Annotated in this window: 17 protein-coding genes and 1 tRNA gene; 1 reads left to right on the top strand and 17 read right to left on the bottom strand. The window is 42.1% G+C overall.

The window, feature by feature from the left end:
• Positions 1-31: 31 nt before the first annotated feature.
• The 12 genes from T541_RS0105045 to T541_RS18855 all read right to left on the bottom strand — a co-directional run bounded on the left by T541_RS0105045 (position 32) and on the right by T541_RS18855 (position 10466).
• Complete coding sequence (locus T541_RS0105045) at positions 32-472, bottom strand: Mini-ribonuclease 3 (RefSeq protein WP_026651662.1); 441 nt, start codon at positions 470-472, stop codon at positions 32-34.
• Positions 457-1881, bottom strand: coding sequence for a cysteine--tRNA ligase (gene cysS / locus T541_RS0105040; RefSeq protein WP_026651661.1), 1425 nt, complete (start codon positions 1879-1881; stop codon positions 457-459). The genes T541_RS0105045 and cysS overlap by 16 nt, the downstream gene beginning before the upstream one ends.
• Positions 1882-1909: 28 nt before the next feature.
• Positions 1910-2386: a 2-C-methyl-D-erythritol 2,4-cyclodiphosphate synthase gene (gene ispF / locus T541_RS0105035; protein ID WP_026651660.1), complete on the bottom strand. Its 477-nt coding sequence runs from the start codon at positions 2384-2386 to the stop codon at positions 1910-1912.
• Between the two features lie 12 nt (positions 2387-2398).
• Positions 2399-2713, bottom strand: a complete 315-nt coding sequence (locus T541_RS0105030) for an AzlD domain-containing protein (protein ID WP_026651659.1) — start codon at positions 2711-2713, stop codon at positions 2399-2401.
• Complete coding sequence (locus tag T541_RS0105025; protein WP_026651658.1) at positions 2706-3422, bottom strand: AzlC family ABC transporter permease; 717 nt, start codon at positions 3420-3422, stop codon at positions 2706-2708. Before T541_RS0105025 ends, T541_RS0105030 begins: the two co-directional genes overlap by 8 nt.
• A gap of 16 nt (positions 3423-3438) precedes the next feature.
• The gene (locus tag T541_RS0105020; RefSeq protein WP_051538097.1) at positions 3439-4623 is read right to left on the bottom strand and encodes an alanyl-tRNA editing protein; all 1185 of its coding nucleotides are present in this window, start codon (positions 4621-4623) and stop codon (positions 3439-3441) included.
• Positions 4624-4675: 52 nt separating this feature from the next.
• Positions 4676-5194 carry a CarD family transcriptional regulator gene (locus tag T541_RS0105015; protein ID WP_026651656.1) on the bottom strand — a complete coding sequence of 173 codons (519 nt, stop codon included), beginning with the start codon at positions 5192-5194 and terminating at the stop codon, positions 4676-4678.
• Positions 5195-5352: 158 nt separating this feature from the next.
• Entirely contained in the window at positions 5353-5913 is a 561-nt protein-coding gene (locus T541_RS0105010; protein ID WP_026651655.1) for a GNAT family N-acetyltransferase, read from the bottom strand.
• A complete protein-coding gene (locus tag T541_RS0105005) occupies positions 5910-6347 on the bottom strand; it encodes a hypothetical protein (RefSeq protein ID WP_026651654.1) in 438 nt (145 codons plus the stop codon). The genes T541_RS0105010 and T541_RS0105005 overlap by 4 nt, the downstream gene beginning before the upstream one ends.
• A gap of 2 nt (positions 6348-6349) precedes the next feature.
• A complete protein-coding gene (locus T541_RS0105000; RefSeq protein WP_081779859.1) occupies positions 6350-8266 on the bottom strand; it encodes an EAL domain-containing protein in 1917 nt (638 codons plus the stop codon).
• A 70-nt stretch (positions 8267-8336) separates the two neighbouring features.
• A complete protein-coding gene (locus tag T541_RS0104995) occupies positions 8337-9641 on the bottom strand; it encodes an alpha-amylase family glycosyl hydrolase (RefSeq protein WP_026651652.1) in 1305 nt (434 codons plus the stop codon).
• An 18-nt stretch (positions 9642-9659) separates the two neighbouring features.
• A complete protein-coding gene (locus tag T541_RS18855; protein WP_051538096.1) occupies positions 9660-10466 on the bottom strand; it encodes a chitosanase in 807 nt (268 codons plus the stop codon).
• Positions 10467-10638: 172 nt separating this feature from the next.
• Between T541_RS18855 and T541_RS0104985 the strand changes: the two genes are divergently transcribed.
• Positions 10639-10712: transfer RNA gene (locus T541_RS0104985), tRNA-Met, on the top strand.
• Positions 10713-10759: 47 nt separating this feature from the next.
• Here the strand turns inward: T541_RS0104985 and T541_RS0104980 are convergent.
• The 5 genes from T541_RS0104980 to T541_RS0104955 form a co-directional block, all read right to left on the bottom strand.
• Positions 10760-14539: a diguanylate cyclase domain-containing protein gene (locus T541_RS0104980; protein ID WP_026651651.1), complete on the bottom strand. Its 3780-nt coding sequence runs from the start codon at positions 14537-14539 to the stop codon at positions 10760-10762.
• 2 nt (positions 14540-14541) lie between these two features.
• The gene (locus T541_RS0104975; protein WP_197025141.1) at positions 14542-17025 is read right to left on the bottom strand and encodes a bifunctional diguanylate cyclase/phosphodiesterase; all 2484 of its coding nucleotides are present in this window, start codon (positions 17023-17025) and stop codon (positions 14542-14544) included.
• A gap of 177 nt (positions 17026-17202) precedes the next feature.
• Positions 17203-17907 (bottom strand): DUF4234 domain-containing protein, encoded by a 705-nt coding sequence (locus T541_RS0104965; protein ID WP_026651647.1) that lies wholly within the window; start codon positions 17905-17907, stop codon positions 17203-17205.
• Positions 17908-17944: 37 nt separating this feature from the next.
• On the bottom strand, positions 17945-18355 hold the full coding sequence (locus tag T541_RS0104960; protein WP_026651646.1) for a DUF2752 domain-containing protein: 411 nt from the start codon (positions 18353-18355) through the stop codon (positions 17945-17947).
• A 28-nt stretch (positions 18356-18383) separates the two neighbouring features.
• Complete coding sequence (locus T541_RS0104955) at positions 18384-19007, bottom strand: L,D-transpeptidase (protein WP_026651645.1); 624 nt, start codon at positions 19005-19007, stop codon at positions 18384-18386.
• Positions 19008-19099: the final 92 nt, after the last annotated feature.

The raw sequence follows: 19099 nt of genomic DNA, 5'->3' as shown, positions 1-19099 counted from the left end.
CAATCAATAAAATAATTCAACCAATGATCAATCAATCCAGAATATCCAGTTCCAGCTTCTCGATTCCAAGCTTAACCAGTTCCAATGCCCTGTCCAGATTATCTGTAAGATAAAGATATCCCATAACCGCCTCAAATCCTGTGGCATCAAGATACTCAATAGTTGAAGCATTCTTAGCCTTTGTGTGGGGCTTTGAATTGCGACCTCTTTTATAAATATCAATCTCATCCTGAGTCAGATCATCCATAAGGATATGGACAAAATCAGACTGGGTCTTGGCCTTAACAATACCACTGGCCCTCTGATGAAGCTTATTGACCGCAGTATTACCCTTATTAACAAGGATAGACCTGATGATCACATCAAAGACCGCATCTCCTATGTAGGCCAAAGTCAATGGAGAATAGGTCCTGATATCCTTGCTTTCAATGTTAAAAAAGCTGTTTAAATAACTGTTTAGATCAGCTGCCATTTAACTCCTTCGCGTGTATCCTTAATCTCCACGCCCTTACTTAAAAGCTCATCTCTGATAGCATCTGCTGTTGCAAAATCCTTAGCCTTCTTAGCCTGAGCTCTTCTCTCGATAGCATCAAGTACATACTTCTCAAGCTCTGGATCAACACTTGGTCCCTCAGACAAAGCCTTAGCATGTCCTATAAGATCAAGAGAAAGAACCTTATCAAAGCTGTTTACAAGATAGAGCTTGGTTGCATCGTTAGTATCAGCCTTAAGAGCATCATAGAGAACTGTAATAGCCATAGCTGTATTAAGATCTCCAGAAACAGCCTCTCTAAAGCTGTTCTCATACTGCTCTACTACTGCCTTATCCACTTCGCCATCCTCTTTAAGCTCAGCAATTCTCTTAACAAGCTTATTGAATGTAGCTGCAGCCTGATCAAGAGCCTCATAAGAGAATACTAAAGGCTTTCTGTAATGGGACTGAAGGCAGAAGAATCTGTAAACCAGTGGATCATAGCCCTTTTCCTGTAAAAGAGACACTGTAAGGATAGCACCCTTACTCTTACTCATCTTACCTGACTGATCGTTAAGGTGGTTAGAATGAAACCAGTATTTGCACCATTCATGGCCAAGATAGCTCTCAGACTGGGCAATCTCATTGGTGTGGTGAGGGAAGATATTATCAACACCTCCGCAGTGGATATCAATGTACTCGCCAAGGTGCTTCATGGAAATGCATGAGCACTCAATATGCCATCCTGGATATCCAACGCCCCATGGGCTGTCCCACTTAAGAGCCTGATCCTCGAACTTGGACTTGGTGAACCAAAGAACGAAGTCAGTCTTATTCTTCTTATTGGCATCCTCTTCAACATCATCACGAACGCCTACTTCAAGCTGTTCCTTCTCAACTGATGAAGAGAAAACATAATAATCATCAAGCTTACTTGTGTCAAAATATACATTTCCACCAGCCACATAAGCATAGCCCTTCTCAAGAAGAACCTCTACCATGTGGATAAACTCCGGAATGCAGTTAGTTGCAGGCTCAATCACATCTGGTCTCTTGTTGCCTACAGCATCAAAATCCTTAAAGAAAGCATCTGTATAGAACTTGGCAATCTCCATGACGCTCTTGTGCTCTCTCTTGGCACCAGCCAGCATCTTGTCTTCGCCAGTATCTGCATCAGATGAAAGATGTCCTACATCTGTGATATTCATAACTCTTTTTACATTGAATCCAGCATATTCAAGGGATTTGATAAGAGCATCCTGCATGATATATGTACGGATATTACCGATATGAGCGTAGTGATAAACGGTTGGTCCGCAGGTGTACATGGAAACCTTGCCTTCTTCTCTTGGGACAAATTCCTCAATCGTTCTTGATAATGTGTTGTAAAAAGTAAATGTGTTCGCCATTTTATATAAAACTCCTTAAATCTAAAGTTTAATTTGCACTTGTTAAAAGACATATAGCCTGGGAGGAAATACCCTCCTTGGCACCAGTAAATCCAAGGCCCTCCTCAGTGGTGGCCTTAACATTAACCTTTGAAACATCTATACAGAGAGCATCTGCGATATTCTCTCTCATCTTATCGATATATGGTCTCATTTTAGGTGCCTGCGCAATTATTGTAGCATCAATATTCTCTATAAGGAAGTGGTTCTCTGAAAGCATTCTTCCCACCTCTTTTAAAAGAGCTACAGAGTCAGCTCCCTTGTACTTAGGATCAGTATCAGGGAAGTGCTTACCTATATCTCCAAGGGCTGCTGCGCCAAGCAGAGCATCCATTATAGCATGTAAAAGAACATCTGCATCAGAATGTCCTAAAAGTCCAGTTTCATGAGGAATCTTAACTCCGCCCATGATAAGATCTCTTCCTTCCACAAGCTTATGAACATCATATCCCATTCCTATACGCATAATCTAATCCTCTCAAATCACATATCTGTAAATACACTCAACAATAAAGGCTGCTCCACAAGCACATCCTGCCACAGTGATAAGACTTCTGTTACAAAGCGCAAGGATAATAGCCACTGCAAATCCTACAATCGCCGATAACATGTAGTCTGTAGCTCCAAGTATTGCCGGGAACGTCATAGCAGCCAGCGTTGCATAGGGCACATAATAAAGAAAGCTTCTGATAAAGGTACTCTTAATCTCTTTTCTTATAAGAGTAAGAGGAAGAGCCCTGATAGCATAGGTAACCACCGCCATAAGGAGAATATAAACATAGATCCTACTCATTGTCTTTCTCCTTCCTAGGCGCCACAACAGCAGCTATAGCAGCCACAACAACTGTTATCAAAATAATCCTGTAGCCAGAATCCAGCATTTTAAGGTAAGGAGCATAAGTAAATAAAGAGCTAAGGATCATAGATCCTACCACAACTCCAAGAACTGCGTTACTTCTTTTGGTATCAGGAACAATAATCGCAATAAACATGCCGTAGATGGCAAGTCCTAAACAGCTTACAAGTATCTGGGGAAGTATCTGGCCTGCAAAGGCTCCAAAAGCCGTTCCCGTAACCCATCCAAAAACAGATGTTATTATAATTCCATAGGAAAACATTGGATAGAGCTTACCTTTTTTAAGGACGCTTACACCAAATATCTCGTCGGTAACTCCATAGGAAATAAGGAGTCTGTTAAGGGTACTGGTCTTTGGATCAAGCTTCTGAGACAAAGACGCAGACATAAGCATATATCTAAGATTGATAATAAGCTGAAGCATTGCAAGCTCTATAAGACTTCCATTTCTCTTTATCACATCAAGAGCTGAGAACTGACCTGCGCTGGTCACATTAAGCAGCGATGTAAGCGCCGCCTGAAAAACAGTCATTCCAATTCCCGCTGCCCCTATGCCAAAGGCAAATGAAACTGCAAAATACCCAAGGCAGATTGGTACCCCATCCCGGCACCCTTCCTTAAAATCCTTAAACGTTCCAACTTCCATTTTTCATATTCCTCTTTTAGATGCTGTAGCAGCTGTCAATTACGTCGCCAATATCCTGGGCGCAGAGGCTCCCCTGAACCATCTTGTTGTTGCCGCCGCCCTTAGCACCATACCTTTCCTTAAGCATCTCATTAAGAGCCTTAAGGTCTCTGTTGTCATCCCCAGTTGCTATCACATATCTATAATTCCCGCTATCTCCCGAGAATACCCCGCTATATCCACTATTTCTGGCAGCAAGAAGGTTCACCATCTTCCTGGCTGCGCCAGCGTCAAAAGAGCCAGACTTTGCCACAAAGACACTGCCTGCCTTCGATTCTATCTCATTAACTTCAATATCTATCAGCTTGTCCCTAAGCTCAGAAAGCTCTGCCTTTAAAGAGCTGTTCTCTTCAGAGAGTTTCTCCACAGAGGAAACAACCTTGTCATCAGAGGTAGTAAAGGTATCAGATAAAGTCTTCACGATATCCTGAGCCCTTCCAAGGTACTCAAGAGCTCTCTGACCGCACAGAATGCTGACTCTTACGCCGCCCTTGTAGTTCTGAAGGCCAACAACCTTCAAAAGACCTATCTCTCCTGTTCTATTTACATGAGGAGCGCAGCAGGCACAAACATCGTAGCCTTCTACTGTCACGATCCTAACGTCCCCTGACAGCTCTTTTTTACTGCGGTAATCAATTGTGCTAAGCTCAGAAGCCTCAGGGAAACTACAGGTCACAGCCACGTTCTCCCAGATTGCTCTGTTGACAGCAAGCTCAATATCATCAATATCGCGCTTGGACAGTGGGCCATTGTAGTCCATGGTCACCTCTGAATCGCTTAAATGAAATCCAACGTTATCATAGCCAAAACGTTTTGACACTATTCCGGAGAAGATATGCTCTCCTGTATGCTGCTGCATATTGCTGAATCTGTGGGCAAAATCAATTCTGCCATGAAGCTCATCTCCTGCAGAAACGGCTCCGTCGCAGATATGTCTGATGACGCCATCCCCTATAGATACGTGGGATACATGGATCTCAGTACCGTCAGATGTAGTAAACAGGCCAACATCAGAGGTTTGTCCTCCCTGCTCAGGGAAAAAAGCTGTCTTATCAAGAATCACCTCGTAATGGCCGTCGTCCCTACTGTCACAGGCAAGAACCCTTCCCTCAAACTCTGTTAAATATGCACTTTCGTAGTAAAGCTCTAAAGTTTTATCCATAGACCCCATTGTAACACAAAGGCATGTCTTTATAAACAAAAAAGAGACCGCCTTAAGCAGTCTCTAGTGATAAGTTTGAAAGTTCTTCGATTACTCTAGCTTTAATTCTGTCCTTCTCAGTCTTGATTGAAAAAGCCATCTCTGTGTAAAGAAGCTTCTCTGATATGTTAAGATACTTCTCATTGATGGCTGCAAACTTCTTGCCGTTTGCCTCCCTGATAGCTTTGATCTTGTGAAGTGTCTTAACAAGACTCATCATTTCATCTGGAACGTTTCGTTTGATGATACCAGATATCATAGGCTCAGCCTTCTTACCCTCTGGAAGCTCAAGCTCCTGAACATCCTCTATCTCATCAATCAAGCACTCTGCGTCCTTAGCACTAATTACTTCACGTACTTTATCTTCTGCGCCATCAACTGGAACATAGAGAACACTTCCAGCATCAACTGCAGATTCCATCACGTAATACAGTTTCTCTTTTCCCCTCTCAAGAAACGAAGGTACCATAATATCCTGTACCTTGCATAAACCATGACTTCCATAAACTACGCATTCATTAATACTTAGCATTGCCTTCCTCCTTCGTTTCAACTAAAACACCAGAACTCGTGAAAGAATTAATGGCTAAGGACAAAAATAGAATTCCGCAACATTCCCCGGAATTCTATGCGACCTCGATATAGATAGATTATACCACATTATTACGTTTTTTGTAATACTTATTCTCGTTAAAAATTGTGACTTTTTTGTGTCCTCCAATCTTCTCTAGTAAGGAAGTTTACTTGCTCCTGACGATTTTCGTTAAGCATTGTTATATAGACGCTTTCATTGGTGTGATGGTACTTAAACCCGCATTTTTCCTGAACTCTCTCCGATTTGTGGTTTCCTGTAAAGAATCCGCAATATATTGTGGTTAGTTCCAGGTCTTCGAAGCCATATCGTAACATTTCTCTGACCGCTTCTGTGGCGTAGCCCTGATCCCAGAAGGGAACTCCCACCCAGAAGCCAAGCTCTGCCTCATTTTGAGATAGTTCTTTTACGCTGCGGTCTGCAAAGGTCAGGTCCACACTGCCTATGGGCTCATTGCCATTTCCCTTAAGGCAAATGGCATAGGATTCCTTGGTGGACAGAATTGTCCTTATGACAGCCCTGGAATAGGCGGCGTTCTTATGGGGCTCCCAGCCTACGTTTAGTCCTATTCTCTCATCCTGGGCATACTTAAAGAGGCTGTCCGCATCTGAATCCAGCCAGCCCCTTAATATCAGCCTATCTGTTTCAAGCACCGTCATAGTGACACGTACTCGAAGCCTGTTTTCTGAACAAAGGCATCTGTTGCCTTCTTAAACAGGGTCATATATGCTTCTTCTTTATGTTTAGCCTCGTGGCCAAGGAAAAAGATAACCTTTCCGCTCTTGATATCCCACTCGATATCATGCTGAGGATCCAGGGCATCTATGTCCTTATAGGATAGACCATATTTCTCCCTGCAGAAGTCATCTCTGTTCTCAAGATCCATAGCAAGCTCCAGGATCTGGTTCTTGGTCTTTAAAAGAGTATCCAACTGTTCAAGCATGATCTGCTGAGCCACGTTGACTGCGTTGATATCATAGCCAACAAGTCTCATATCAGAGATGATTCTGGCAAAATCGGCATTTGTGTTAGCAAATGGATCTACCTTGTTCTCACCGTAACAAAAAACCGCTTCGTACAATCCTTCGTTCATAATCAGTCTCCTTTGTTAAATATGCCCTTCTGTGCCTTCAAAAACTCAATATATTCATCCTCTGGTATAGGTCTTGAATAGTAAAAGCCCTGTAAATACTCAACACCCTTATCAATAAGGAGCTTGGCCTGTTCTATATTCTCAACACCCTCTGCGAGAATATGGAGGCCGTAGTCCTTAAGGAAGCCTATGGTATATTCTAGCATTCTCATGTTCTCTGGCTTTCCTTCATCAAGACAGTTCCACACAAACTCTTTATCCATCTTGACCAGCATGTAATCCATCTTAAGTATCTCCAAAAGGTTGGAGTAGCCTGATCCAAAGTCGTCCATGGAGAAGGTTGATCCCATGTTCTTAAGCTTTCTCACATTTTCCTTAAATGCCTCATCGTTGTTGATGTAGGAGGTCTCCGTGATCTCGAAATTAATGAAATTAGGCGGAATGTTGTACTTCTCCATCTTGTGGATTAGTCTGTCATAGGTTCTTGGGTCCACCACCTCAACTCCAGATAAGTTAACCTCAATAACCTTGATTCCGTAGCTTGAAAGCTTTTCTCTAGAGATAAAAGAGCAAACCTTTTCAAATACAATATCATCAATATCGTGGACCATTCCGCATTTCTCAGCAATCGGAATAAAGTCTTCAGGTGAGATGTACCTTTCATTGTCAGGTCTTTTAAGTCTTACAAGAGCCTCCGCCGATGAGAAATTCCCCTCCTTAACATTGAGGATTGGCTGGTAATACACATCGAAGGCCTTATCTCTAACTGCCTGTCTTACGATATCCTCGATGTTGTTTCTAAATATCATCTTATCCACCACAGCATCGTCAATAACAAGATTTGGCGAAGACTGTGTGAAAACATATTCTCCGGAAAGGTAACTTAGTATCTGTACCGCCTCGTCAGCTCCCTTGGCATATTTAGGAGCTTCCATCAGGCAAAAGGTCTTTCTGTAGCTGGCATCAATGGAGTTATCCTTGTTATGGATCAGATTCATAGCCGTTTCCACATTGGCAGGGTTATGAACCAGGAAAACCAGTGTATTCCAGTTAAAAAGATATACTCCGCAGTTATTAAGGGCATTGTTTATCATTCTGCCTATTCTGCTCTGCTCATCATAAAGGTTCTGCCTGTCATTACTAGAAAGAACATTGGTCTTTCCTGTAAAAATAACAGCCATTATATAAAAAGTCCTGGAGCCGGCATACTTCTCGCTGATCATCGTATTAAAAGCATCCCTGTTAAGGATATTTGGTATCTGCTTTTCATAAAAGCCCTTGGGATTCTCTATACAGATGAAGATGATAAGCGACATTGCCATGATAGCCATGGCAGAAACCTGAAGTCCATGGCCTGAATACTGATAATATGCCATGGAAGCCCAGATAATAAAGCCTATAAGAAGGACTCTGAAGTTTCCCCCTCCAAGTCTGCTCCTGAACACGATAATTACAAAAAAGCCCACAAGAACATAGAACAGGCCAACAAAATATGCAAAATTGATGGCTGAACCATAGTTGTAATAAAGGCCATCAATATTTCTTGCAAAGCTCACATCGCCTACAAACAGCATTATGATGGCCACAAGAGCTGGAATTCCACCAAGAGCTATTACCCAGTTGGACACCAGAATTCTTCTCGTAACCTTGGAATATACATAGCAGGTAATAAGATAAGCGCAGATGATAATGGTGGAACAATAAAAGATCTGTGCTGCTTTTCTTAGTACAAAAAACGAATTGTTGAGATAGATAAACACCGCACACTCTGCTATTTCTGCAAAGGCATTAAGAAAAGACGCAACAAGAAAACCAAAGAAAATTCTTGCAGAAGCAACCTTCGGAACAGAATTTCTAAGGTACACAACAAGCAATATGCTAAGTGTCATTATTGCAACAATAGGTGTACGTATTTCCATAGATAAATTATAATATAAAAACCTGTGGTCAACAACAACTTTGCCTTATATCAAGCGTTATTAGATAGCTTTAGATCTGAAGAAGATAGGCGGTATATCCTGGTATATCAAGGCCGCCTCCAAAATCTATCTCAGCGCCTGTTATCATGTCTGTAGCTTTACCGGCCCTTGCATTAAAATCAGCGTGGAACTGGTTCTCATCAGCGTTTATAACAACTATTACCCTGTCATCCTCTGCTTCTCTTTCAAAGATGCACTGCCTGTTTGTAAGAAGCAGCGACTTAAAATCACCGTAGCTAAGGGCCTTAGAGCCATTTCTTCCCTTGCAGAGCCTTGCGATATAGTCAGTAAGCTCAGTCCACTTAGGCTTATCAAAGCATGGACGAAGGGCTGGATCTCCCTGGGATTTATCTGCCTTCTCTCCCCACTCACTGCCATAGTAGATGGTAGGAATTCCAGGCATTCCAAACATAAGGGCATAGATGAGCTTTAAGTGATTCTCATTGTTAAGAACGCTGGCAATCCTTGATACATCGTGATTATCCACAAAAGATAACAGATGTTTTCCTCTATACAACGTCCAATTTTCCGGTCCAAACTGACGAAGAAGTGAATGGACGATCTCAAACATATTCATGCTGTTAAAAGAAGAATACATTCCCTTATAGCACTCGTAGTTGGTGGCACTGTGGCAGAGATCATCTCCCATGATCCTGTTGTAGTCACCACCGATCATTTCTCCCATTAAAAAGAAATCCTCTTTCCAGGATGAAGACTCGCTTCGAAGCCTCCTTATGAACTCAGGATCAAGACAATAGGCCACATCAAGCCTTAGTCCATCGATTCCAAATTCATCCACCCAGAACTTAGCGCTCTCAAGGAGGTAATGAGTCACCTCAGGATTTTGAAGATTAAGCTTAACCAGATCGTAATTGCCTTCCCAGCCCTCATACCAAAGGCCGTCATTATAACAGCTGTTTCCGTCAAAGCTTATATTAAACCAGTCCTTATAGGGAGAATCCCACTTCTTTTCAAGGACCTCCTTAAATCCAAAGAAGCCTCTTCCGGCATGGTTGAACACTCCATCCAGCACCACTTTTATTCCTGCCTCATGGAGAGCATCGCAGACCTTCTTAAAGTCCTCATTTGTTCCAAGACGGCAATCAATCTTTTTATAATCCCTTGTGTTGTAGCCATGGGTATCTGACTCAAAGACAGGGTTGAATAAAACAGCCCCCACTGAAAGCTTTTTAAGATGGGGAATAAAGTCCAGAACCTTCAGAATTCTGTGCTCCAATTTCCCGTCGTTTTCAAAGGGTGCTCCACAAAAGCCCAATGGATAGATCTGATAAAAACTAGTTTCATATGCCCACATAATGTCCTCTTTTCTGTATTAGTCCTCGTCTGTAATGTAATAGATTCCTGTATCATCTCCCCACTTTATTGGGGTAGCAAGCTCAAAATTATTGGCATCCACAAAGCCCATCAGTGTATCAAGTCTAAGGGCATTATCATCCTTTCCAAGTGACAGCTCCAGGTTCTTCTGAGCGTACAAAAAGGCCTTTAAATACTCTGCCTCACTTCCGCCGTTAAGTGGAAGGTCTGCTGCCTTAAGAGCCATGATCCTTATGCCATCAAAGCTGTTCTCATCCTCAGAAAGACCGTGATTAACAATGGCATCCAGATAGATAAACTGTCCAAGAATCCCCAGACCATCAGCACTTGCATACTGGAAAGCCGGAGAAAGGTACAGTTCCTGAGCCATCAGATCCTGGGCCTGTATAAACTCCGGATCCTCAGAAGCCTTTCCTATATCCTCAATAAAGGCATCCCCAAGATCCATCACAGCCTGAGTATCCTTAACTGTCTCAAGCCTTGTTATGTACTTACTAAGCTCATTATCTGGCTTAAGGCTCTCATATAGCCTTATCACCTCTAAAAGGTCGCCGCTCTTTGTGGAGAACCCAAAGACTCCGGCCTTTATGCCCTCATCCTCATCATACCATGCATTTCCATAAAGGGCCGGATAGTCCAGATTATCGTAGTTAAGCCCTGTAAAAAGAGCTAACACAGTATTTTTCATATCTGCTGATAAAAGAGTACTCTCTTTTGCATAGACCTTTGTACCAAATGTAAATGGTACAATGAATGCAACCAGCAGCACCGCAATCAACCTTGTTATCCTACTTTTTTCCCTCATAATACCCTCTCTTTTCAAAAGCACTTAAATGCAACATCGTTCAAAAAATCACTATATAAAAATTCTTCGAAAATTATAATAAAAAGTGGTAAAAAATGTGTTGACAATATAACCCAATTAGAGGTATATTATGTTGGTCGGCTGATTCAGCCGGACACAACATAAGACACATGGCGAGATAGCTCAGTTGGCTAGAGCACGCGGTTCATACCCGCGGTGTCGAGGGTTCGAATCCCCCTCTCGCTACTCCCACAGGCCGTACATTCCTTGTACGGTTTTTTCTTTGCTCTTTTTTACAGTTTTACCTTCTCACAGGTCATGACAAAGCCCTTTACTTCCTCATCCTGAGCCCACTTCTTCTCTATTTCATCAATAAAGGATATATCTGCTCCCATACCCTCAATATCACTCATGATGATTATCTTGGTTTTTCCATCAATACAGTAAATATCCCTTGGAGTTAGACTGTTATCCACAAGATCATAGAATTTTTCCAGAATTTCTATAGGATACTGATCGCTGTTTTCATTCTTTACTTCCAAAAGGATAAAGTCAGCCTTTCTTTCTCTCCCCTTCTGGAGCCTCTTAAGTATGCGATATACATCCTGGATGCTGTTGTAATCAAGTCTGTATGGATGTTCTGGCGTAGTTCTTTCATCCAATATCTTTACAAGGCCGGTAATGCCGCCCTTTCCATAGGCATCAACTAATTCTGACGCACCTCCTACGGAATCATAGATACTGTAACCGTGCTTACCGTTGTTCTTAACTGTATAAAGAGCTTTATCTGCCTTTTTAAGCAGATCTTCATAGTCTCTTCCCTCTGCAGGTACTCTAACCGCTCCCACGGATACACCGATAGGAATATTAATGTCATCGCCCATGTAGGTCTTGGCTGCGCGGACCATCTCAGTATTAAGAAACAGTGTCTTATCCTGAATTACCTCTTCCCTGTCTGCGTTCTTTAAAAATACTACGAACTCATCGCCGCCTATCCTAGCAAGAATATCCTCTTCTCTTGTGCAGATCTTCATCATCTGAGCCATACTGATAAGCATTCTGTCACCAAGGTCATGGCCGAAGATATCATTAACAGGCTTAAAGCTGTCCAGATCAAGGATCATGAGAATACCACTCTCAGTCTGGCAAGCCTTTATCATCTCTTTATTAGCGCCTCTCTTGTTATAAAGGCCTGTAAGAGGATCCCTTGAAGCCTCATTCTGCCACTTCTCAAGACTATGGGCATTCTGAATGATATAACCAATAGCCCAGCCCACATAGAGAATGAACAGGAAACATACAAAATATAGATACGCCTTAAAGTAGCCCCTCTCAAACAGCTGGGATTCTTTTATCACAGGGAATTTCTCATCCCTTTGCACCACGGTTCCCGTAGCATCAAGAACCTGAACATGCAGCGTATACTCACCAAATGGAAGGTTTGTAAAAGACAGCGACTGCAGCTCATTCTGATAGCAGGTAACACCCTCATCCTCTGCTCCCTCAAGATAGATATGAAGTAGTGGGTTTGAAAGGGTATAGTTAAGCACACCAACATCAAACTGGATACGGCTTGATGTAGGAGGAATAACGTAAACGCCGTCAGTAAGTCCAATTCTGGTATCTCCCGCAGTTAAGTTGGATACCTTAAGCAAAAAGTCCTGATTAAAGGAATTATAGTTGTTGATATTGATTCTTTTTACTCCGTCGGTGCAACATAGATACAGCATATTGCTCTTAACAGTGTATCTGGCATTTGACGTAAGGGATGAAGACAAGCCTCTACTTCTGTTAAGAAGGATATAGTTATAGTCCCAGTCACCAATTAGCTCTTTTACATTGACAATATAGATACCGGCACTGGACAGGATCCAGGCATTGTCATCCTCTGCCACATAGACGTCATAATTGTTGCTATATGGGAAGTTCTCAAGCTTTCTGATGGCGCCGTGACTGTAATAGTAAAGAGCATTGCTGGTAACAAAGATATATCCACCCTTACAAGGCACGATTTTCATTACCACAAGGGTATTAAGGCCATCCTCCTCGCCAATTCTTCCAGTGATCTCTCTGTTCTCAATGATGTATATTCCATCACCGTCAGTACCTGCCATGAGTCTTCCATTATCATCCTCAACCAGGTTAATGACTGTGGCGTTTATTCCATTCTTTTCTCCCAGAGTCTTAACTATTCTGCCATATTTAACAAAGTTAAGACCAGCCTCTGTGGAAGCTACAATAGTTCCATCTGAAAGTTCTGTACAGGTCCGGAACTTCTTTCCAAGGGCTCCTTTACTCTCAGTATTAAAGTAAACAATCTGTCCGTCATGGGTCAGCTCTACAAGTCCGTACTCGCCATAGGTACAGAACCACAGATTGTCCTTGCTATCGCAGATAACGTCCCGTATGCGGGCACCCTTAAGAATCTCAGGATAAGGAATAGGCACTGAATAGTAGGTCTTAAGGTCAATAGTCTTAAGTCCAGAGTCTGTAGCCACATACAAAAGACCATCACGGACGACTACACTGTTAACCACCTCTCCCTTAAGGTCAGCACGAAGGAATATGTCCTCAAAAGGATTCCAGGTATAGCGCTTGATTCCCTGCTTACTGGAGGCAAACCAGATATTGCCCTGATAATCTATGATAACGTCGTTAATTGAACTATCAAAGCCATCCTCTGTAAGGTTGGTAAATACACCCTGGTTAGAAATAAATCCAAGGCCGTTTTCGTCTGCAATAAAGTATCCATCGTAATCCTTTGAATAGATAAGCTGATTGCAGAACATCGTATTATCCGTGTAATACTTGTTGATAATGTTGGTTCCGCCATTGCTGAGTCTCAGGGTACCAGTCTGGTTCTCAGCATTTCCAAGTACAAAATCACCGTTCATTTGTGGGGCAATGGCTGTATAATTACCACCAATATAATACTGCACCGAATCGTCCTTGATTATGAGAATATTGCCGTCATGCCTTAGTGCAGCCACATTCTCTCCGCTGGTGCATACCTTATCGATATTAAGAAAGCTCTTTTCCTTGAAGGTCCTGATATTCCTGTCTGTATCAATGATGCAAAGCTCCCCAATAGAAGCAACGTAGATATTACCCTTATTATCCTCAGTAATATCCCTTATAACATTGGAGGAAAGCCCATCCTCCGTAGAATACATTTCAAAAGCCTCCGTCTCAGGATTATAGCAGGCAACACCGCTGTCATTGGTGCAGATCCACAGATTGCCTTTGCTATCCACAAAGAGACTCATTACACTCTGGATTCTGTCATCCAGATCCATCTCTCTAAACTTGTAACCATCGTACCTGTACAATCCGGAATAACTTCCAGCCCAGATATAACCGTCGTTGGTCTGGGCAAGGGCATTAACCTCAATTGAGGCAAGACCGTCCTCTGTATCATAGATCTTTCCTGCATATTCTGCCGCCAGATCCACAGCCTCTACGTCTGATGCTGGTAAAAGAGCTACCATAAGAGGAATAGCTACTGCCAGCCCAAGCTTCTTTTTGTTAATGCCAAATATCTTTTTGAAGAACCACATTATTCCAACTGCCAGAACCACAGAAAACGTCTTATCCGGCACGTCAATAAAGCTCTGACCACAGAAGGTATTAATGAAAGGAACCCTTATATCTGCAGAAAGCATGTGCATAAGGGCATCTCCCCAATCATTACCTGTATTTCCCTCGTACATAACAAGGTTAATTGGAGTAGATAAAACAGCTGCCATAAAGCCAGTAAATACACCAACAGAAATGATATGGAAAGCAAGATTTCTCTTTTTAGAAGGATATAAAAGTCCTACAGCGATACCTATAGCAACGGAAACAGGCATGTAATATATGGCATTAGGATCTGCCCAGGTATTAACTATGTTGGATATAATACCGCAGACTACCCCCGGAACTGGCCCAAGGGCGCAGGCAATTACGCAGGTACCAATGGAATCCAGCCAAAGAGGCGGCCTAAAATGGATCACCGCCGTTTTACCGATCCAGTTAATACCCACACATATGAAGATTGATATCCAAGTCTGCCATTTCTTTAGAATCTTCATAGTTACCCTTCCAACTTAGTTTCAAAGCTTATAGCATCCTCTGCCTTAAGAGGCTTACTAAAGTAATATCCCTGAATAGTATCTGCTCCAAACTCACGAAGCTTTTCGTACTGCCACTTCTCTTCTACGCCTTCCACAGTAATGGTCTTTTGCATATCGTGAACAAGTAAAATAACATCCTTTATGAAATTCTCTCTGCCATCCACAAGGTAAGCATCCACAAGGCTCTTATCCAGCTTGATGTCATCGATAGGCATGTAAATAAGATAGCCCAATGAAGAATAGCCTGTTCCAAAATCATCCAAAAGAAGCTTTATGCCCATCTTCTTAAGATCTGCGAACAATCCTTCTGTAAGGGCAGAATTCTCCATGAGAAGACTCTCTGTTATCTCAATCTCAATATACTTTGGAGAAATATTAAACTCATCCAAAAGGTCTCTCAAAAACTCCGCATAGCCCACGTCATTGATCTGCTTGCTGGAGAAATTGATGGATACAGGATAGATCTTTTTCCCTGCCCTCTTCCAGATCGACAGCTGCTCCACCACAAGCCTTGTTGTGAGCCTTCCAAGCCTTGTGACCCAGCCATTCTTCTCGATAATAGGAACAAATACTGCTGGAGAAACGGCGTTGTCCTTCATGCGGACCAGAGCTTCATAGCCCACCACCTTTTGCTCCTTAGCGTCAATCTTAGGCTGATATACCATGTAGAAGCCATCATTACTAAAGGCATCATGGAAATAGCCCTTTATCCTGTTCTCTTCGATGATCTTTTCCTTCATTTCACCAGTGTAGACAAATACCATATTCTTGCCCTTTTCCTTGGCTTCAAACATGGCAATCTCCGCATTGATAAGCTGCTGCTCAGGCGGATAGACATCATCCGAATTGGATACGCCCACACTTATAGAAAGAACTACCGTCTCATCGCCAATGAGAATCGGCCTGCAGAATTCATCAACGATTTCCCGTATTTCGTTAGAATTCTCTGTGAGATTCTTATCTGGCACCATAAGGATAAACTCATCGCCGCCGTATCTTCCAATAATGTACTTTCTCTTTTTCGACAGGTCCTTGAGTCTCTTAGCCAGGATAGTTAAGGTCTTATCAGCTATATCATGACCATATGTTTCATTAACGCTCTTAAATCCGTCAATGTCAAGCATAACTATTGAATAAACCGAGCTCCTGCCTAGGTTCTTGCTAAGGTACTCAACCGTAGACCTTCTGTTTAGCAGGTCTAGGAACTCATCGTGCTCAGCCTGATACTTGAGTTTTTCTCTTGACTGCTTTATTTCCTCGTTGGCCAGCTTCTGGTAACGTAGGGCGATATCACCAGAGAATATGAAAAGAACTAAGGAGGCCAGGATAAGAAGTGCCACCGGAAGTCCCTTTCCAAAGGTCTCTATAATGCTCTGGGGCTTTTTGTAATACTCTGCATCCGCCGGGAATGCCTTAGAGCTTACCTTATACTTAACAAGGGCTGGATAGCTATAATAGCTCTTGTACTTAGTTTCAGTATCAAGCTCATAATCACCAATGTCTTTTCCATCATTTAAGACATCACTTATCACCATGCCTGCATCATAGGCCTGGGCTTCAAAGTCCATGTAGGTTCCGCCAACAACTCCCATATCTCTTCCGCCGGAATAATTCCTGAATATAGGGACACTAACGTTATTGACCACAGTACTGGTCCTATCCAGCATAGAATAGGTATTACCGTACTTATCGCTGTAGCAGGTCATGTAAAAGAGAATTGCATCGGAGCCAAGGAATTTAAGCCTTTCAATAAGAGCACCCTCTGTCATTGAGGAGGTATCTATATCCGTAAAGATACAGTCAGGATACTGATTCTTTAGTGAATAGAAAATCTCCTTATCAGAAACTCCTGCTGCAGACCTGTCATGAAGAGCCACCAGTGTTTTCCTTTCAGGGAACATGGTAACTGCCATACTAAGGGTCTCTGCAAGGTAGTCATTCTCATAAAAGCCTGTCATATTATCGCGAAGCTGGGCTTCCTTAGCCAGTTCCATATTGTTTATGCCAAAGAATACCATAGGGAGCCCATCAAAGAACTCGTACTGATACTGCATGCCAAAAACAAGGGCATCATCATCACCTAAAATAACAGCTTCGTAGTGCCTGTCTCTATCAAGGCGCCTTTTTATAAAATCATGGAAATCTCTTTTTTCATCTTCGTCTGGATAATTCTTGGTATCCATGTAGATAACGTCGTATTCGATACCATTAGAATAAAGACTCTTATCAAGACCTCTGATCTGGTCATCATAAGTAAAATAGAGTGGGTTGTATGAACATAAAAACAAGACCCTATGTTTGACCTGGGTCGGTTCAGTTGGCAAAGGATTCATTCTTTCCTTGGCTACGGAAACACCAAGGATAGCAATTGCCGCCACCAGGAACATGGAGCCTAGAAGCACAGAGAATCGCCTTAAGTAAGGTAATATGTCCTTCTTTTTCATTGCTTCGCCCACAAAATTAACGAAATACGGTACTCTTCTATTATATTGCACCGTTATCATTCATATAATAAAAAAAGTATTAAAAAACGATAATAATAAAGAAGAAACTAAAAAAATCCCCCAAAAGGCAGTGACCCTTTGGGGGATTATTAACTATCTGATCAAAGATCTTTCAGATTACATCTGAGCAAAACCGTTCTGGTTGTTGTAAGCTGCGCAGATAGCGTTTGTATTCTTGATGATGATGTTCCAAGCGATGAAAGCACCTACACCGCAAAGTAATGAACCAAAGAGCATCCAAAGAAGTACTGTTGTACCATTCTCCTGGAATGCCATGCCATATCTTGGAGCATTGTTGTTAAGTCTGTTTCCAAGCTTATAATACCAAATCCATGAATAAATACCACATGTTACCATTGTAAGAAGAATGAACTTAACAAGACCAGCTGTCTCCTCACCATCGCCAGCGCAGGCTGTGTTAACATCCTTAGCAAGCTTGTAGATGAATACATATGAATAGATACCACATGTAACAATTGTAAGAAGAATGTACATTAAAAGACTTCTGTCAGTCTTAAGAGGCATGACTGGAACCATTCCGTTAGGATTTGGGTTAGCATAGCCATTGTTATAACCATTGTTGTAACCGTTATTGAAGTTGCCGTTATTGAAGTTGCCGTTACCATTGTTAGCTGCATTCTGGAAGCTGGCTGTAACATCATCAATAGCGTTACCAAGCTGCTGCTCAGCGTCGTTAAGAACGTTGTTAGCTGCATTTGCTGCATCGTTGATCTTCTGCTCTAATGTCTCTGCAGATGCACCACACTTAGGGCAGAACTTTGTTCCCTCAGGTATCTCTGTACCACAATTTTTACAAAACATTTTACCTCCTACGCATCATACCCTTAAGCATTAGAAATTACTTATGCCTGATAAAAGAATATATGCCATACAAAATTTTATATACGAGCCCACTTTTCGGCTCAACAACCACAATTGTATCACTAATGTCGAATAATCTAAAGAGATAAACAGCAAAAAACAAAAATAATGTCAAAAAAATTAATACTTTATAGATTTTCTTTGGGATTTTGGCTTTAAATAAATAGATCACCACCCATAATGCAGGTAAAAAGAAAAGAGGATGGAACGCAAATGCGCTGTGGAAATCTCCTCGAAAAAGGCTAACGTACGCCCTGGTCATTCCACAGCCCATGCAACTTATTCCAGTTATGAACTTAATGGGACAGCCTATGCCTGTTACGTAGAACACCACATACACTAAGGCTATCGCCAGTATTACTTTCACATACTCCCTTACTTTTTTCATTCCCCTATTTCCCGATCAAAAATCTCTTTTAATGAACTACTACTGCTGTTCCTATTTCTACCATATCGTAGAGCTGCTTTGCAACATCTGAAGGAAGATTAACGCAGCCATGGGAACCATTGCTCTTATAGATTGAGCCTCCAAACTTACTGCGCCAGTTGGCATCATGAAGTCCTACAGCCCCTGTAAATCTCATCCATCTGTCCACCCATACATTCCAATCCGGGCCCACCAGGTACTTTCCAGGGATCTTGGTAAGAACCTGAAATACTCCTGTTGGTGTGCTGCGGCCATTTCCAGGCTGGCCTGTTACACAGGGTGATGTAAGAACTGCCACTCCATCCACATAGTAAGTAACAGTCTGATTAGCTATATCCACATCAATATATGTATCCAGGGTGTCAGAGGCCTGATTGTCTGCTTCCTCCTGGGCATTCTTAAATCTGTGCTCATTCATTCCAAAGTTGAGATAATGGCCATATAATGCCACCGGATCATTGCCATAAGCTGCCGCCACATCCGGATATCTCTGGGCATAATAGACCGGGTCGAAATCCCCGCTTGCCCTGGAAGGGAAGCTTGTTAAAAGAGCTGTCGAAAAAAATACACATATAGCCAGTAATACATTTAGCCAGATCCTTGTATTTTTCATAGGTGCCTCCTGGAATTATTTGTTCTTTTACCGATTGATAATTCTCGGTAAAGAGTCTAATTAAATTATATTGCCAGTAAAACACCAATGCT

Origin of the sequence: Butyrivibrio proteoclasticus P6B7 (assembly GCF_000622085.1) — a bacterium.
Taxonomy (GTDB): Bacteria; Bacillota; Clostridia; order Lachnospirales; family Lachnospiraceae; genus Butyrivibrio; species Butyrivibrio proteoclasticus_A.
This window is presented reverse-complemented; position numbering and strand designations above follow the sequence as displayed.

Bases quoted from the DNA above. Each gene is read 5' to 3' on its own strand.
- T541_RS0104955 (WP_026651645.1), bottom strand. From the start codon at position 19,007: ATGAAAAATACAAGGATCTGGCTAAATGTATTACTGGCTATATGTGTA.
- T541_RS0105005 (WP_026651654.1), bottom strand. From the start codon at position 6,347: ATGAACGAAGGATTGTACGAAGCGGTTTTTTGTTACGGTGAGAACAAG.
- T541_RS0105020 (WP_051538097.1), bottom strand. From the start codon at position 4,623: ATGGATAAAACTTTAGAGCTTTACTACGAAAGTGCATATTTAACAGAG.
- T541_RS0104965 (WP_026651647.1), bottom strand. From the start codon at position 17,907: ATGTTTTGTAAAAATTGTGGTACAGAGATACCTGAGGGAACAAAGTTC.
- T541_RS0104975 (WP_197025141.1), bottom strand. From the start codon at position 17,025: ATGAAAAAGAAGGACATATTACCTTACTTAAGGCGATTCTCTGTGCTT.
- T541_RS0105010 (WP_026651655.1), bottom strand. From the start codon at position 5,913: ATGACGGTGCTTGAAACAGATAGGCTGATATTAAGGGGCTGGCTGGAT.
- T541_RS0104960 (WP_026651646.1), bottom strand. From the start codon at position 18,355: ATGAAAAAAGTAAGGGAGTATGTGAAAGTAATACTGGCGATAGCCTTA.
- T541_RS0105045 (WP_026651662.1), bottom strand. From the start codon at position 472: ATGGCAGCTGATCTAAACAGTTATTTAAACAGCTTTTTTAACATTGAA.
- T541_RS0105025 (WP_026651658.1), bottom strand. From the start codon at position 3,422: ATGGAAGTTGGAACGTTTAAGGATTTTAAGGAAGGGTGCCGGGATGGG.
- T541_RS0105030 (WP_026651659.1), bottom strand. From the start codon at position 2,713: ATGAGTAGGATCTATGTTTATATTCTCCTTATGGCGGTGGTTACCTAT.
- T541_RS0104980 (WP_026651651.1), bottom strand. From the start codon at position 14,539: ATGAAGATTCTAAAGAAATGGCAGACTTGGATATCAATCTTCATATGT.
- T541_RS0105015 (WP_026651656.1), bottom strand. From the start codon at position 5,194: ATGCTAAGTATTAATGAATGCGTAGTTTATGGAAGTCATGGTTTATGC.
- cysS (WP_026651661.1), bottom strand. From the start codon at position 1,881: ATGGCGAACACATTTACTTTTTACAACACATTATCAAGAACGATTGAG.
- T541_RS0105000 (WP_081779859.1), bottom strand. From the start codon at position 8,266: ATGGAAATACGTACACCTATTGTTGCAATAATGACACTTAGCATATTG.
- ispF (WP_026651660.1), bottom strand. From the start codon at position 2,386: ATGCGTATAGGAATGGGATATGATGTTCATAAGCTTGTGGAAGGAAGA.
- T541_RS18855 (WP_051538096.1), bottom strand. From the start codon at position 10,466: ATGAGGGAAAAAAGTAGGATAACAAGGTTGATTGCGGTGCTGCTGGTT.
- T541_RS0104995 (WP_026651652.1), bottom strand. From the start codon at position 9,641: ATGTGGGCATATGAAACTAGTTTTTATCAGATCTATCCATTGGGCTTT.